At 61.9% G+C, this 15,486-nt stretch carries 16 protein-coding genes; 6 read left to right on the top strand and 10 right to left on the bottom strand.

What is annotated here, in order from left to right; genetic code table 11:
• Positions 1-46 precede the first annotated feature (46 nt).
• The 7 genes from lepB to rpoE form a co-directional block, all read right to left on the bottom strand.
• Complete coding sequence (gene lepB, locus ACVRRC_RS06865) at positions 47-901, bottom strand: signal peptidase I (protein WP_011912410.1); 855 nt, start codon at positions 899-901, stop codon at positions 47-49.
• Between the two features lies 1 nt (position 902).
• Positions 903-2,702, bottom strand: a complete 1,800-nt coding sequence (lepA, locus tag ACVRRC_RS06860) for a translation elongation factor 4 (protein ID WP_013982080.1) — start codon at positions 2,700-2,702, stop codon at positions 903-905.
• A gap of 179 nt (positions 2,703-2,881) precedes the next feature.
• A complete protein-coding gene (locus ACVRRC_RS06855) occupies positions 2,882-4,303 on the bottom strand; it encodes a DegQ family serine endoprotease (RefSeq protein ID WP_011912408.1) in 1,422 nt (473 codons plus the stop codon).
• A gap of 35 nt (positions 4,304-4,338) precedes the next feature.
• Positions 4,339-4,791 (bottom strand): SoxR reducing system RseC family protein, encoded by a 453-nt coding sequence (locus ACVRRC_RS06850; RefSeq protein ID WP_013982078.1) that lies wholly within the window; start codon positions 4,789-4,791, stop codon positions 4,339-4,341.
• A complete protein-coding gene (locus tag ACVRRC_RS06845; protein ID WP_014596051.1) occupies positions 4,788-5,732 on the bottom strand; it encodes a MucB/RseB C-terminal domain-containing protein in 945 nt (314 codons plus the stop codon). Before ACVRRC_RS06845 ends, ACVRRC_RS06850 begins: the two co-directional genes overlap by 4 nt.
• 8 nt (positions 5,733-5,740) lie before the next feature.
• Complete coding sequence (locus ACVRRC_RS06840; RefSeq protein WP_014596050.1) at positions 5,741-6,328, bottom strand: sigma-E factor negative regulatory protein; 588 nt, start codon at positions 6,326-6,328, stop codon at positions 5,741-5,743.
• Positions 6,329-6,359: 31 nt separating this feature from the next.
• The gene (gene rpoE, locus ACVRRC_RS06835) at positions 6,360-6,941 is read right to left on the bottom strand and encodes an RNA polymerase sigma factor RpoE/AlgU (RefSeq protein ID WP_003282114.1); all 582 of its coding nucleotides are present in this window, start codon (positions 6,939-6,941) and stop codon (positions 6,360-6,362) included.
• A gap of 347 nt (positions 6,942-7,288) precedes the next feature.
• Here rpoE and nadB point away from each other — a divergent pair, with 347 nt between their 5' ends.
• Positions 7,289-8,905 carry an L-aspartate oxidase gene (gene nadB / locus ACVRRC_RS06830; RefSeq protein WP_013982075.1) on the top strand — a complete coding sequence of 539 codons (1,617 nt, stop codon included), beginning with the start codon at positions 7,289-7,291 and terminating at the stop codon, positions 8,903-8,905.
• Here the strand turns inward: nadB and ACVRRC_RS06825 are convergent.
• Both ACVRRC_RS06825 and ACVRRC_RS06820 read right to left on the bottom strand, forming a co-directional pair.
• On the bottom strand, positions 8,874-9,329 hold the full coding sequence (locus tag ACVRRC_RS06825; RefSeq protein WP_011912403.1) for a protein YgfX: 456 nt from the start codon (positions 9,327-9,329) through the stop codon (positions 8,874-8,876). The two genes, nadB and ACVRRC_RS06825, sit on opposite strands and share 32 nt — an antisense overlap.
• Entirely contained in the window at positions 9,313-9,567 is a 255-nt protein-coding gene (locus ACVRRC_RS06820) for an FAD assembly factor SdhE (protein ID WP_011912402.1), read from the bottom strand. Before ACVRRC_RS06820 ends, ACVRRC_RS06825 begins: the two co-directional genes overlap by 17 nt.
• A 146-nt stretch (positions 9,568-9,713) precedes the next feature.
• On the opposite strand from ACVRRC_RS06820, the gene ygfZ reads away from it, so the two are divergent.
• The 3 genes from ygfZ (at position 9,714) to ACVRRC_RS06805 (ending at position 12,263) form a co-directional block, all read left to right on the top strand.
• On the top strand, positions 9,714-10,661 hold the full coding sequence (ygfZ, locus tag ACVRRC_RS06815; RefSeq protein ID WP_472996786.1) for a CAF17-like 4Fe-4S cluster assembly/insertion protein YgfZ: 948 nt from the start codon (positions 9,714-9,716) through the stop codon (positions 10,659-10,661).
• Positions 10,662-10,768: 107 nt separating this feature from the next.
• Complete coding sequence (locus tag ACVRRC_RS06810; RefSeq protein WP_011912400.1) at positions 10,769-11,605, top strand: HDOD domain-containing protein; 837 nt, start codon at positions 10,769-10,771, stop codon at positions 11,603-11,605.
• Between the two features lie 142 nt (positions 11,606-11,747).
• Entirely contained in the window at positions 11,748-12,263 is a 516-nt protein-coding gene (locus tag ACVRRC_RS06805; RefSeq protein WP_011912399.1) for a DUF4142 domain-containing protein, read from the top strand.
• Positions 12,264-12,299: 36 nt separating this feature from the next.
• On the opposite strand, the gene ung is transcribed toward ACVRRC_RS06805, so the two are convergent.
• Positions 12,300-12,995 carry a uracil-DNA glycosylase gene (gene ung / locus ACVRRC_RS06800; RefSeq protein ID WP_013982071.1) on the bottom strand — a complete coding sequence of 232 codons (696 nt, stop codon included), beginning with the start codon at positions 12,993-12,995 and terminating at the stop codon, positions 12,300-12,302.
• Positions 12,996-13,245: 250 nt separating this feature from the next.
• Between ung and ACVRRC_RS06795 the strand changes: the two genes are divergently transcribed.
• Both ACVRRC_RS06795 and ACVRRC_RS06790 read left to right on the top strand, forming a co-directional pair.
• A complete protein-coding gene (locus tag ACVRRC_RS06795; RefSeq protein WP_011912397.1) occupies positions 13,246-14,490 on the top strand; it encodes an ABC transporter substrate-binding protein in 1,245 nt (414 codons plus the stop codon).
• Positions 14,491-14,646: 156 nt separating this feature from the next.
• Positions 14,647-15,465 (top strand): enoyl-CoA hydratase, encoded by an 819-nt coding sequence (locus ACVRRC_RS06790; protein WP_472996785.1) that lies wholly within the window; start codon positions 14,647-14,649, stop codon positions 15,463-15,465.
• Positions 15,466-15,486 lie beyond the last annotated feature (21 nt).

The raw sequence follows: 15,486 nt of genomic DNA, 5'->3' as shown, positions 1-15,486 counted from the left end.
ATATAACGAGCCCACTACGCTCGACGGGGGCCGCAATTCACAGCTTTCAGTGAATCAGGCCCACGCGGGAGAAATTCGGCAGATTGCTGAGTTTCGGATCGGGCCAGCTCATCCACACGGCGAAGGCCTTGCCGACGATGTTGCGGTCCGGAACCATGCCAGCAAGCTCGGCGGGGATCGAGTCATCCTGCCAGTAGCGGCTGTCGTTGGAGTTGTCGCGGTTGTCGCCCATCATGAAGTAATGCTCGGCCGGCACGGTCCACTGGCGGCTCGGTTCGATTCGATAGCGCCCCATTTCCTTGCGGATCAGGTGCTCCACTTCGCCGAGTTTTTCCCGATACAGCACGGCGCTGCCGAGACTGCCCGGTTCTTCGCCGACCAGCATTTCGGCCACCGGCTGATCGTTGACGAACAGACGGCGGTCGCTGCTATAGCGCACGGTGTCACCCGGCAGACCGACGACCCGCTTGATGTAGTTGATGCTGGGTTCGTTGGGATAGCGGAAGACCATCACGTCGCCGCGCTTCGGATCACTGACTTCGATCACCTTGGTGTCCACCACCGGCAGGCGGATGCCGTAGGCGAATTTGTTGACCAGGATGAAGTCACCGACTTCCAGCGTCGGAATCATCGAACCGGACGGGATCTGGAAGGGTTCGACAAGAAACGAGCGCAGTACCAGCACGATGGCCAGCACCGGGAAGAAGGACTTGCCATACTCGATCAGCAATGGCTCCTTGTTCAGCGCCTCCAGCGTCGATGGATCGATTTCCCCGGTGCGCCCTTCGTAGTTGGCGATCGCAGCCCGACGCCGGGGTGCGAAGAACAACAGATCGCTCAGTGCCAAAAGACCGCAGACGGCCACGGCGATAACCAGCAACAACGGGAAATTGATCGACATATCAGCTATCTACCTTCAGTACCGCGAGGAACGCCTCTTGCGGGATTTCCACGCTGCCTACCTGCTTCATGCGCTTCTTACCGGCCTTCTGCTTTTCCAGCAGCTTGCGCTTACGGCTTACGTCGCCGCCGTAACATTTCGCCAGAACGTTCTTGCGCAACGCCTTGACCGTCGTCCGCGCGACGATCTGCCCGCCGATGGCCGCCTGAATCGCCACATCGAACATCTGCCGCGGGATCAGCTCCTTCATCTTCTCGGTCAGCTGACGGCCTTTGTAATGCGCATTGTCTCGGTGCACGATCAATGCCAGAGCGTCGACCTTCTCGCCATTGATCAGCACGTCCAGCTTGACCAGGTTCGCCGACTGGAAACGCACGAAGCTGTAGTCCAGCGAGGCGTAACCACGGCTCACCGACTTCAGACGATCGAAGAAATCCAGCACCACTTCGCTCATCGGCAGGTCGTAGCGCACCTGAACCTGCGAGCCGAGGAACTGCATGTCGCGCTGCACGCCGCGCTTCTCGATGCACAGGGTGATGACGTTGCCGAGGTGATCCTGCGGGACCAGAATGTTGGCCTGCACGATGGGTTCGCGCATGTCTTCGATGAAGGACAGGTCCGGCAGGCGCGACGGGTTGTCGACGTAGATGGTGTCGCCGTTCTTGAGCAGCAGCTCGTAGACCACCGTCGGCGCCGTGGTGATCAGGTCCAGGTCGTACTCGCGCTCCAGGCGCTCCTGGATGATCTCCATGTGCAGCATGCCGAGGAAGCCGATACGAAATCCGAATCCCAGCGCCTCGGAGCTTTCCGGCTCGTATTGCAGTGCCGCGTCGTTGAGGGTGAGTTTCTGCAGGGCTTCGCGGAAGTCCTCGAAATCGTCGGAGCTGACCGGGAACAGGCCGGCATATACCTGCGGCTTGATGCGCTGGAAGCCGGGCAGCATCTCCACGTCCGGCGTGCTGGAGAGCGTCAGGGTATCGCCCACCGGCGCACCATGGATATCCTTGATCCCGGCGATGATGAAGCCCACTTCGCCGGCCTTGAGATCGGCGGTGGCGGTGTGCTTGGGCGTGAAGACACCAACGCTGTCCACCTGATGCACCTTGCCGGTGGACTTCACCAGCACCTTGTCGCCCTTCTTGATGCGACCGTGGCGTACCCGCACCAGCGACACCACACCCAGGTAGTTGTCGAACCAGGAGTCGATGATCAGCGCCTGCAGCGGCGCCTCGATATCACCGGTGGGCGGAGGAATCACTGCGACCAGACGCTCGAGCACCTCGTCGACGCCCATTCCGCTCTTGGCACTGCAGGCGACCGCATCGGTGGCATCAATGCCGATGATGTGCTCGATCTCTTCCTTGACGCGCTCGGGTTCTGCCTGCGGCAGGTCCATCTTGTTGAGCACCGGCATGACCTCGAGGCCCTGCTCGATGGCGGTGTAGCAGTTGGCAACCGACTGTGCCTCCACCCCCTGACCGGCATCCACCACCAGCAACGCGCCCTCGCACGCGGCCAGCGAGCGGCTGACTTCATAAGTGAAGTCGACGTGTCCGGGGGTATCGATGAAGTTCAGCTGGTAGGTCTTTCCGTCCCGCGCCTTATAGTGCAGCGTGACGCTGTGGGCCTTAATGGTGATACCACGCTCACGCTCGAGGTCCATCGAATCCAGTACCTGAGCGGCCATTTCGCGCTCGGACAGGCCACCGCACATCTGGATGAAACGGTCCGCCAGGGTCGACTTGCCGTGATCGATATGGGCAATGATGGAGAAATTGCGGATATGACTCAGGTCACTCACAGCTCAACACTCGGTAGTCGCGGGCCGATTGCCCGCCGAAAATAGCCGCGAAGTGTAACTGATCAGCCCCTGCAGTGCCACGCACAAGCCGCCCGCATCACGATCAGCTGCATCCAGTGGCCAAACGGCAGAAACGAAGAAGGGCGGCCTGAGCCGCCCTTCGTTTGCTGCACCCGCGCTTACTCGGCCAGCTTGAAGGTAATGAAGCTCGCACGCCCCTGACGCAGCACGCGCATCGAAACCGAGCGGTTCTTGGGCAGCTGCTCGGCAACCCGGCTGAACGTCGCCGCCGAATTGATCGCCTGGTTGTTCAGATGAGTGATGACATCCCCGGGGCGCAGGCCGATCATCGCTGCCGGGCCATTGAGGATCTCGGTGATCACCACGCCGCCCGGCAGATCGAGGCTCTTCTTCTGCTCCTCGGTCAGCTCGGTGACCTTCACGCCCAAGCGATTGTCGCTGCGCTCCTGACCACCGCCAGACGCCGCCACCGCTTCGCCTTCCTCCGGCATAGCGCCGATGCTGACGTCCAGCGTCTTGCGATCACCGTCGCGCACCACTTCCATGCGCGCCTTGCTGCCGGGCTTCAGCGCACCGACCAGATGAGGCAGATCCGCAGACATGACGATCGGCTTGCCGTTGAGGCTGAGGATCACGTCGCCGACGCGCAGCCCGCTACGAGCCGCCGGACCGCCATCCATTACCTGGGCCACCAGGGCTCCGGCCGGGCGCTCCAGCCCGAAGGACTCGGCCAGGTCCTTGTTCACCTCCTGAATCACCACGCCGAGCCAGCCGCGATTGACCTTGCCGTCGGTGCGCAGCTGATTGGCCACGTCCATCGCTACATCGATCGGAATTGCGAAGGACAGGCCCATGAAGCCGCCTGAACGGGTGAAGATCTGCGAGTTGATACCGATCACCTCGCCCTTGAGGTTGAACAGCGGGCCGCCCGAATTGCCCGGGTTGATCGCCACGTCGGTCTGGATGAAGGGCACGTAGCTCTCGTTGGGCAGGCTGCGGCCAGTCGCACTGACAATACCCGCGGTCACGGTATGGTCGAAGCCGAACGGCGAGCCGATGGCCAGCACCCACTCGCCAGCCTTGAGCTCGTCGGAGCGCCCGATCTTCACAGTCGGCAGGCCCTTGCCTTCGACCTTCAGAACGGCCACATCGGAGCGAGGGTCGGCGCCGATCAGCTTGGCTTCGAGCTCGCTTCTATCGGGCAGGCGCACAATGATCTCGTCGGCACCGGCCACCACATGGTTGTTGGTCAGCACATAGCCGTCATCGGAGATGATGAATCCGGAGCCCAGTGATTGCGCCTCGCGCTGCTGGCCCTGGCCCGGCGCGCCCGGCATTTGTGGAATGCTGCGCTCGAAGAATTCGCGAAAGATCGGCGGCAACCCTTCGAGTTCAGGAATCTGCGCGGTGGCCCCACGTGTGGGCACTTTCTGCTTGGTACTGATGTTGACGACCGCTGGCGAGGCATTTTCAACCAGCGGCGTAAAATCAGGCAAAGCCGCTTGCGCTTGCGCCACCACGGCCTGCCCGAACAGGGCCAGGCCTGCCACGAAGGCAAAGCAGCTGTTTCGATTGAGCATGACTACAAGTCTCCCCACTGACAAAACAAGGAAGCTCAGGGACTCGCAGGCCCCGCGAGCATAGCGCGCAAAACCACCGGCTGCAGATTCGGATCGCTTGCCACCGTTCGGCTTCTCATGCGCACGAACAGCCAGGCAACGAAGAATCCCCCGAACCCCGCCAGGATGACGAGCGGTTCATGCGCAGAAAACTGGGCGGCGAGCGTTGCTGCCGCCATCAGCATGAGCAGAGGGAGAAGATAGACAAGTACGGCACCGCGCAGCAACACGTCCTCGCGGACCCCGACGATGACCGAGTCACCCACCTGGAGCTGCAGGTCGCTAAGCGCCCGAATCAGCCCTCGTTGCTCACGCACCCCGAGGGTATCCATCAAGCCCTGCCCGCAGCCGTTCTTCGCCGAACAGCCAGAGCAGGTGCTTTTGCGCCGAGTTTCGACCCAAACGGCGCCGTCATCCAGCGCAACGACCCGCCCCGACTCTTCGATCATCGCTGCGCCTGTTCGGCACCAGCACGCATGGAGAGCGCCACGCGTTCGGCCGTACCGAGCGGGATCTCTCCGACGACGGTAACCATCACGTCACCGTCCTCGGTGCTGATGCGCTTGGACACGGCGACGGTGGGGCCCATCTGACTACGCGCATCTTCGACCAAGGCGCCGCGCAAAGGCTCGAGAAACACCGAAAACTTGGCCAGGCCGTCGCCATAGGACAACCAGGACACCGTTTCGGAAGACGCGGGACTCGGACGCTGGTTGGCATCAAGCAACTTGAAACCGGCCGGCAGCCAATCGGAACGCCAGACTGAAGAGGGGTTGGCTTCACGCTTGCTGACCGATACCGGCTTGCAATCGGCACTTGGCTTCAGTTGTTTGGCATCGATCGGACCGGTAGAGAACTGCGCATACTGGAAACGCTCGAGCAGCTGACCCTTCTCATTGAGCATCAGGGACTTGAGCGGCAGTGCGGTTTCGCGATCGAGGTGAAGCTCGAATCCGTAGCGATGCTGGTCACGCGGAACGACGGCAAGCGCCACCGCAGAACGGCCGGCGACACGAGAGTCACCGATCTCACGGAATTCGTACCATTCGGAAAGTGCCTTGGGGTCCAGACGCTGACCGTGCCACGCCTGCGCCTCGCGCACCTGAGCCGCCAGCTCATCGGTGGCGCACTGCATCTGTCCATCGACCAATAGAACTTCGGCAGGCGCCCCATCCAACTGGAGGAAGCGCTCCTGCACCCGCTTTCCGTCGACCTGCTGCCAAACAGCATGGCTGGAAAAGCTGCCGTTACGCTCGTAGACGAAAGTCCCTGCATAACTCTGCTGCTGCTCGGCTATCGCGAGGCGCCCCATCCAAGACTCAGCATCAGCAGCGAGGGCCGGCATCGATAGCCAGCCCCCCATCACCACATACAGCGGTAATACGCGCATGTTTCTCCCTAACGTTCTTCCATGCTGGCCGCACGAGCGTACGGCAGCGCGCTCTCCGATCCGGTGCCAAAGGCAGCCTGCTGTGCATGCTGGCGAACATAAGAAGGCAGACGCTCCTCATGCCAACGCTCTACCGGTGCTGACTCCGCTGTCTGCGCGGGCAGCTCGGCCTGCTCGCTGTAACCAGCCAGCACCGTCGGCCCCTGATTGGCCTGCGGGACGGAGATGGTCGGCTGCGGCGCTTGCTGGGCAAGCTGCGGACCGGCAACTTCGTTCTGATTGTACAGGCGTACACCTGCCAGAACAGCTACCGTGACCGAAGCCGCTACCGCGAGACGTCCCAGACTTCTCCAGCCGGTCCGCTGCTGCTCCTTGACCGGAGCAGCCTCGTCGGCCAGCGCAGCCGATACCGCAGCTGCGATGTCCAGGCGCGGCTCGATCAGTTCCTTGTGCATTGCGGCACGAGCGAGCTGATAACGCGACCAGGTGGCACGCAGCTCGGGGTTGTCGCCTGCGAGTACGCGACGTAATTCCAACTCGTCCGCTTCGTTATCCATCACCGCGGACAGCGATTCATGCAGGGCTTCACGACTCATGGCGGTTCCTCTCTTGGCTGTCGCCGCTGTCTCAGGATTCATGCAACAAGGGTTGCAACGCTTTATCTATGGCTTCACGCGCCCGGAAGATCCGAGAACGTACTGTGCCCACCGGACACTGCATGACGCTCGCAATGTCTTCATAACTAAGACCATCAAATTCGCGCAGTGTTAGAGCCGTACGCAAATCTTCTGGCAAAAGTTGAATGGTTCGATGAACGGTATCTTCTATCTCATCCCTGAGCAGCGAGCGTTCCGGTGACTCGATGTCCTTGAGGGCGTGATCGCCTTCGTAGAACTCGGCATCCTCAGAGCTCACATCACTGTCCGGCGGACGCCTTCCGCGCGCCACCAGATGATTCTTCGCCGTGTTGATGGCGATGCGGTACAGCCATGTATAAAAGGCGCTGTCCCCGCGAAAATTGGCGAGTGCGCGATAGGCTTTGATAAACGCCTCTTGCGCGACGTCCTGAGCTTCGTGGGAGTCATGTACGAACCGTACGATCAACCCAAGGATCTTGTGCTGGTACTTCATCACCAGCAGATCAAACGCCCGCTTGTCCCCACGCTGCACTCGTTCAACCAGTTGCTGGTCCTGCTCCTGAGTCAGCATGAACGCTCCTCCTTGTCGGAGCAGCGTCGCTCACACCAGTGAACCGACCTGCCAGAATAGACCCGGGCTTTACGCAAAAGTTCTCCCCCCTCCTAGCAAGCTATCCTGCAATACCTGACGGCGATTGCACCACAGCGTTGCGCCAGATTTGCTGACGACGCCGTCCTGGTGTCCATAGCAAACTCGCACCGCCCATTCACGATGGCCAGCTGGTTTGCATTCATAACTGCCTATTGAGCTGTCCGCAGAGGAAAAAGTTCCGTTCGTTAGAAGACAACTGCACAGTCATCTATTTTGGCGCTACATCCCGTCTATATACTAGGGTTCGTTTTTCCGCGGAAATGGACATGAACCAGGTTCTTCGATACGACGTGCTGGTCATCGGCAGCGGTGCCGCCGGCCTTACCCTCGCGCTCAATCTTCCGTCCGACCTGCGCATTGCGGTACTGAGCAAGGGTGACCTGTCCAATGGCTCCACCTATTGGGCTCAGGGCGGAGTCGCTGCGGTCCTGGACACCACCGACACCGTGGAATCCCATGTCGCCGATACGCTGGTGGCTGGCGGCGGACTGTGCCGTGAAGACGCCGTACGGTTCACCGTCGAACACAGTAACGAGGCGATCCAGTGGCTGATCGAGCAGGGCGTACCCTTTACACGCGACGAGGGCCCTGACCGCGAGGATGGCGGTTTCGAGTTCCACCTGACTCGCGAAGGTGGCCATAGTCACCGGCGGATCATCCATGCCGCCGACGCCACTGGCGCCGCCATCTTCAACACCCTGCTCGGCCAGGCCAGGCAGAAGGACAACATCGAACTGCTGCAGCAGCGTGTCGCGGTTGATCTGATTACCGAGCACAAGCTGGGCCTGCCAGGCAGGCGTTGCCTGGGTGCCTATGTGCTCAACCGCAACACGGGCGAGGTCGAAACCTTTCAGTCTCGCTTCGTCGTGCTGGCCACGGGCGGTGCCGCGAAGGTCTACCTGTACACCAGCAACCCCGACAGCGCTTGCGGCGACGGCATCGCCATGGCCTGGCGCGCAGGTTGCCGAGTAGGCAATCTGGAATTCAACCAGTTCCATCCGACCTGTCTCTATCACCCGCAGGCCAAGAGCTTTCTGGTTACCGAAGCGCTGCGCGGCGAAGGCGCACTGCTCAGGCTGCCCAATGGCGAGCGCTTCATGCCCCGCTTCGACCCCCGCGAGGAACTGGCTCCGCGCGACATCGTCGCGCGCGCAATCGACCACGAGATGAAACGGCTGGGTATCGACTGCGTCTATCTGGACATCAGCCACAAGCCCGCCGACTTCGTCAAAAGCCACTTCCCCACCGTCTACGAACGTTGCCTGGAATATGGCATCGACATCACCACCCAGCCGATCCCGGTCGTTCCGGCGGCGCACTACACCTGCGGCGGCGTGGTCGTGGATCAGGCCGGCCGCACCGACATTCCCGGGCTCTACGCGATCGGCGAAACCAGTTTCACCGGCCTGCATGGCGCCAATCGGATGGCCAGCAACTCGCTGCTCGAGTGCTTCGTCTACGGCCGCGCCGCGGCGCAGGACATCGTGCGCGAGCTGCCCCAGATCACCAGCACGGCGACCCTGCCCGCCTGGGATGCCAGCCAGGTCACCGATTCCGACGAAGACGTGATCATCGCGCACAACTGGGATGAGCTGCGGCGCTTCATGTGGGACTACGTCGGCATCGTGCGCACCACCAAACGCCTGATGCGTGCCCAGCATCGCGTGCGCCTGCTGCTGAGCGAGATCGACGAGTTCTATAGCAACTACAAGGTCAGCCGCGACCTGCTCGAGCTGCGCAACCTGGCGCTGGTGGCGGACCTGATGATCCGTTCAGCGATGGAGCGCAAGGAAAGCCGCGGCCTGCATTACACCCTCGACTACCCCAACCTGCTTCCCGAAGCCATCGACACTATTCTGGTGCCGCCCACCTACGTCGACTGAATTTCAGACACAGCCGCAGGCGGCGATGCTGCTCGTGCGGCAGTGCATCACAAGGCACGCAGACACTGCTGGCAAGGCGTCGCCCAGGCAAACGAAAGCGCAACACCACCACCAACGGCAGCGCCAGGCTGTCGGGCAGTAACTGAACAGCCTGCCAGCCGTGCCGCTCGCTCCAGAGATGCCAGCCTTGCTCATCATGACGCAGACCGCGCCAGGCATTCGGGTCGGACAACAGGATGTGGCGCGGCAGCGCGAACCAGGCATGCGTCAGACACAGCAGCAGGCAGACCAGCCGTACCGCAGGCGGCGCGCCAGACAGCAGAATGGCCGTGAGCGCGCATGCCTGAACGGCTAGATAGAACGCCAGCAGCAGACCGGACGGCCGCCAGTGGCACTCGAAAGGCGGATTACTTGGGCTGGACACGATCGAGGATCATGCGAACCATGCGGCGCAGATCCTCGTCCTCGGGCTCTTCGCGCTGCATGAACCAGCCGAACATGTCCTGATCCTCGCAGCTGAGCAGCTTGCGATAACGACGCTGGTCTTCTTCGTCGAGGCCCGGATACACCTCCTTGACGAAAGGCACCAGCAGGACATCCAGCTCCAGCATGCCGCGACGACTTTGCCAGAACAGACGATTGAGTTCGGATTGCTCGGCCATACATCGGCTCCTTTTGAGAAGGCGCGCATTATAACGACTGCGTTGCGCTGATCAGCCGCTTTTTTCGCCCCGCGGCGAACCCGCCCCACGCAACCGTTTTCGCCAGCCTGCTATGATGCCCACCCGGATTCTGACGACGACTGATCATGACCGACACAGCTTATTTCTGCGTTCTGTCGCATGAAGGCGTCCTTGCCGTACGCGGCCCGGATGCCAGCAAGTTCCTCCAGGGTCAGCTGACCTGCAATCTCAACTACCTCGATGCGCACACCTCCAGCCTGGGAGCACGCTGCACGCCCAAAGGCCGCATGCAGTCGAGTTTCCGCATCGTGCCGGAGGGTGATGGGTACCTGCTGGCGATGGCCGGCGAGCTGCTGCAACCGCAGCTGGCCGACCTCGCCAAGTACGCGGTTTTTTCCAAGTCTCGCCTGAGCGACGAAAGCGCCGACTGGTGCCGATTCGGCATCGCTGGCGGAGATGGCACGCTGGTCAGCCTGGGGCTGGATCTATCCCAGGCAGCGGACAGCATCGTACGCGGCAATGGCCTGATCGCTATCCGACTGCCCGATGGCCGCGCCGAACTCTGGGCACCGAAAGCAGAAGCCGAGCAGGTTCGCACCCGCCTGAGCGCGCAGCTTGGCGAGGTGCCGGTCAACCGCTGGCTGCTCGATCAGGTCCGCGCCGGGATCGGCCAGGTCTTCGGTAGCACGCGCGAGCTGTTCATCCCGCAAATGATCAATCTGCAGGCACTCGGCGGCGTGAGCTTCAAGAAGGGCTGTTATACGGGCCAGGAAATCGTGGCTCGCATGCAGTATCTCGGCAAACTCAAACGACGCCTGCAGCACCTGGCCGTCGAAGGTGAACCGGGTGAGCTGCCGGCGCCGGGTGTGGAACTGTTCTCACCTGTCCATAACTCCAGCGTCGGCGAGGTGGTACTGGCGGCAACCAGTGCCGATGGCATCGAATTGCTCGCCGTGGTGCAGGAAGACGCTGCCGCTGACGGCCGACTCTACCTCGGCTCGCCGGATGGCTTGCCGCTGAGCCTGCTCGAGCTGCCCTACAGCCTGAATCCCGACCAGGAAATCCAGCGCTAGTGCGAACCGGAGCCAGAAAGCATTCACCAAAGAGGCGCACCATAGCGGCATGCCAGCCGACAGACAGAAGCGCCCAAGCGACACTGACCGACACATAAAGGAATGACATGAGCACCCTTGCCGAGAAAGTCCAGCGTGAGCTGACCCTTGCGATCGAGAACGATGAACTGGTCCTGCCTACGCTGCCGGAAGTGGCGTTGCGCGTGCGCGAGGCTGCCGAAGACCCCAACATCAGCATTCCCGCGCTGAGCAAGGTGATCGGGAACGATGCCGCCGTTACCGCGCGCATCATCAAGGTGGTCAACAGTCCGCTGCTGCGCAGCAGCCGAGAAATCGACGACCTGCAGATGGCCATCAGCCGTCTGGGCATTAACTACACCTGCAACCTCGCCACGGGCCTGGCGATGGAGCAGATGTTCCAGGCCACCACCGACGTGGTCGACCGAAAGATGCGCGAAGTCTGGAACAAGAGCACCGAGGTCGCGGCGATCAGCCATGTGCTCTGCCGCCACTACACCCGCCTGATGCCAGACCAGGCGACGCTCGCCGGCCTTGTCCACCAGATCGGCATCCTGCCCATCCTGACCTACGCAGAAGAGCACAGCGCGCTGCTGGCGGATTCCTTCAGCCTCAACCATGTGATCGACAAGATCCATCCCATCGTCGGTGAGAAAATTCTGCGCACCTGGGATTTTCCGGATGCCATCGCCTCGGTCGCCGGCCAGTACACGAATTTCCAGCGCGACTCGGACAAGGTCGATTACGTCGACATCGTGCAGGTGGCCACCCTGCAGAGCTACATGGGTACGCAGCATCCCTATGCGCAGCTGGACTGGAGTAGCGTCCCGGCGTTTTCCAAGCTGGGGCTCGACCCAAGCGAGCTGATGCAGGAAGACGAGGACCTGTCCGCGGCCATGGATGCGGCAATGACCATGCTGCAGTAACTCTCTTCACCGCGCCGTTCGCCTGAAAGCGAGGAACCGTCCCCTAGGCACCTAGTCACAAAAAGGGACGGCAATTTCGCCGCATCGCGCCTTGTGCCCCGCCTGCCGGCGGGCATGAGCCAGGTGACGTAGGAGAACGGCAATGAACAAAACAACCAAGACAATCTTCTCAGGCGCTTTCGCCTTGCTCGTCGGGCTGGCAGCCAACATGGCTCTGGCTGCGGAAGGCGACAACTTCGTCGATGAAGCCTCTGCCAAAGGCATCGCGGAAATCGAGACAGCCAAGATGGCGCTGGAAAAAGGCACATCGGAGGATGTGAAGCAGTTTGCCCAGAAGATGATCGACGACCACACCAAAGCCAATCAGCAGCTCGCACAGCTGGCGCAGCAGAAAGATCTCGAAATGTCGGACGAGGCCACGCTCATGGACAAGGCCAAGGCCATGATCCTGAAACTGCGCGACGGCGAGAATTTCGACAAGGCCTACGCCAACAACCAGGTCGTCGCCCACGAGCAAACCATCGAGCTGTATCGGGACTACGTAGAGAGCGGCGAGAACGCCGATCTGAAACAGTTCGCTCAGCAGACGCTGCCCAAACTGGAAGAACACCTGACGCACGCCAAGGAGCTGCAGGCCAAGCACGGCGAGCGCAACTGACCCCTCAGACCCGGTGCCCGCCGTGCAGGCATCGGGTCACACCTGCGCCGGAAGCTGCCAATCGATAGGCTGCATGCCCTGCTGCCGAAGGAACTGATTGGCGCGACTGAAGTGACCGTTGCCGATGAAGCCGCGGTGCGCCGATAGCGGCGACGGATGCACGGATTTCAACATCAGATGCCGAGTCGCATCGATCAGCTTTGCCTTCGACTGAGCGTGCGCTCCCCAAAGCATGAACACCAGGTGCGGGCGCCGTTCGCCGACTACCTCGATGATGCGATCAGTGAACTGCTGCCACCCCGCCTTGGCATGCGACCCCGCCAAACCCCGCTCCACCGTGAGCGAGGTGTTGAGCATCAGCACACCCTGTTCTGCCCAGCGCTGCAGGTAGCCATGCTGCGGAATATCCAGATTCAGGTCGCGCTTGAGTTCCTTGAAGATGTTCTGCAGTGACGGCGGCGGCGCCACTCCCGGCTGCACGGAAAAGCACAGGCCATGCGCCTGCCCCGGCCCGTGATAGGGATCCTGACCCAGGATGACCACCTTGACCTGCTCGAGCGGCGTCGAATTGAGCGCGTTGAAGATCATCGGCCCCGGTGGATAGATCGTCTTGCCAGCAGCCTTCTCGCGCCTGAGAAAGGCACCGAGTTCGACCATGTAGGGCTTGTCGAACTCCTCGCGCAGCGCATCCTTCCAGCCTGCCTCGAGCCTGATGCGATCGTCTTGAGTCATGGTCGATTTCCGGTTGGCCAAGCCGCCGAACCCTAAGAAAGCTCGGTGGGGTTGTCAACGACAAAACCGCTCAATCGTTGCGTTGCCGCAATATCAGCCCCCCTCCTTTAGTCATAATCGCGCCTGGCTCACGTACTGACGCAGGCATGGCTTTCGAGCCTCACATAAAGAGTGACGCAAGCCCCAGCCGCAAGGTAAAAAAGCCCACTGCCAATAAACCAATAACAAAAGCGATAACAAGGAACATGCTATGAACCGGATTACCCTTCTGGCACTAGGGCTGGGGTTCTGTCTTGCGGCTCAGGCAGCCGACCCCATCACGCTTGGTCTCAACTATCCCCGTACCGGAAGCTACAAGGAAGAAGGCCTGGCGCAGATGCGCGGTGCGCTGCTGGCCATCGACGAGATCAACCAGGCCGGCGGCGTGTTGGGTCGCCCGCTGCAGTTGATCAGCCGAAACACTGCCTCGCGCCCGGACAAGGCCATCGCCAACGTCGACAAGATGGCTGATGAAGGCGTTGCGATGCTGTTCGGGGGCGTATCCAGCGCGGTGGCGATTGCCGCCAGCAAGCGCGCCAAGGAGCGGGGCCTTCTCTATTTCGGCACGCTGACCTACTCCAACGACACCACCGGCAAGGATGGGCACCGCTACATGTTCCGCGAGTGCAACAACGCCTGGATGAGTGCACGGGTGCTGGGGCAATACCTGAACGAGAACATGCCGGGCAAGACCTACTTCTACATCACATCTGACTACACCTGGGGCCACACCAGCGAGAGCTCGCTGCGCCAGGCCACCGGCACCGTCGACACCAGCAAGCACCAGGGTGTGCGTACCGCCTTCCCAGGCGCACGCCTGTCCGACTACCGCGCCGCGCTCGAGAAGGCTGCCAACAGCGGCGCCGAGGTTCTGGTGCTGGTACTGTTCGGCGAGGACATGGTGCGCGCCATGCGCATCGCCGACGAACTCGGCCTGAACAAGAAGATGCAGATTGCCGTCCCCAACCTGACCTTGTCCATGGTCGAACTGGCCGGCCCGGACATCATGCGCGGCGTGCTCGGCACCGAGCCCTGGACCTGGCGAGTGCCCGAGCTGGAAGGCTCCGAGCGCGGCAAGGCCTTCGTGCGCAACTTCGGCGAGCGCTACCAGACGCACCCCTCCAGCTCGGCCGCATCGGCCTACAGCATCGTCTACCAGTGGGCGGATGCGGTCAGCCGCGCCAAGACCATCGCCAGCGAGCCGGTCATCGCAGCCCTGGAAAACCACAGCTACAGCCTGCTCAAGGGCCAACAGCAGTGGCGAGCGTTCGATCATCAGAACGTCCAGACGGTCTACGCCGTGCGCGTGAAGCCCCGTGAGGAAGTACTCAAGGATCGCTTCAAGCAGGACTACTTCGAGATCGTCCATCGCCTGTCCGGCGAACAGGCGGCGCCTACGCTGGCCGAATGGCAGGAAGAGCGCCGCGCGGCCGGCCAGCCAGCTAGGCTACAGTAAGAGAACCACGGTGCGCATTGGCCCCGCCCAGGCGCACCGTGCCGGCTTCGTGACCGCCCGGAACGCTGCAACCTCGCTGCACTGAAGGACTCTGAAGAGGTGCGACGTACTCCGTCGCCTGTCAGCGGAGCCCAGAACCGCCACGAGGATTCGACCATGAGCACTGCCGTAGAGCCCTACCAGGCTGGCGTCTTCGACCTGACCCACAAGCTGACCGTGGAAAAGCACGGCCACACCGCGCTCATCACCATCAACCATCCGCCCGCCAATACCTGGGACCGCGAGTCGCTGATCGGGCTCAAGCAGGTCATCGACCATCTCAACCATGATGACGACATCTACGCACTGGTGATCTGCGGCCAGGGTGAGAAGTTCTTCAGCGCGGGGGCGGATCTCAAACTGTTTGCCGACGGGGATCGCAACCGGGCCCGCGAAATGGCCCGGCGCTTCGGCGAGGCATTCGAAGCGCTACGCGACTTCCGCGGCGTGTCGATTGCCGCGATCAACGGTTTCGCCCTCGGCGGAGGCCTGGAATGCGCGCTGGCTTGCGACCTGCGGATCGCCGAACAGCAAGCGCAGATGGGGCTTCCGGAAGCCTCGGTCGGACTGCTGCCCTGTGCCGGTGGCACCCAGGCATTGGCCTGGCTGGTGGGCGAAGGCTGGGCCAAACGCATGATTCTCTGCGGCGAGCGCATCACTGCGGACACCGCACTGCGCATCGGTCTTGTGGAACAGGTGGTGGAGCAAGGGCAGTCACGCGGCCACGCCCTGCTGCTCGCCTCCCGTGTCGCTCGGCAGAGTCCGGTGGCCGTACGCGCGATCAAGCCTCTGATCAATGGCGCACGCCAACGCATCCCGGACACCTTCGCCGCCGCCGAGCGGGAAGCCTTCGTCGATCTGTTCGAAGCCGAGGACACGCTTGAGGGCGTCAATGCCTTCCTGGAAAAGCGCGACCCACGCTGGCGCAACCGATAATCCACGGCAACACCGCAGGCG

Source organism: Stutzerimonas sp. LR2, from assembly GCF_055755175.1.
This window is presented reverse-complemented; position numbering and strand designations above follow the sequence as displayed.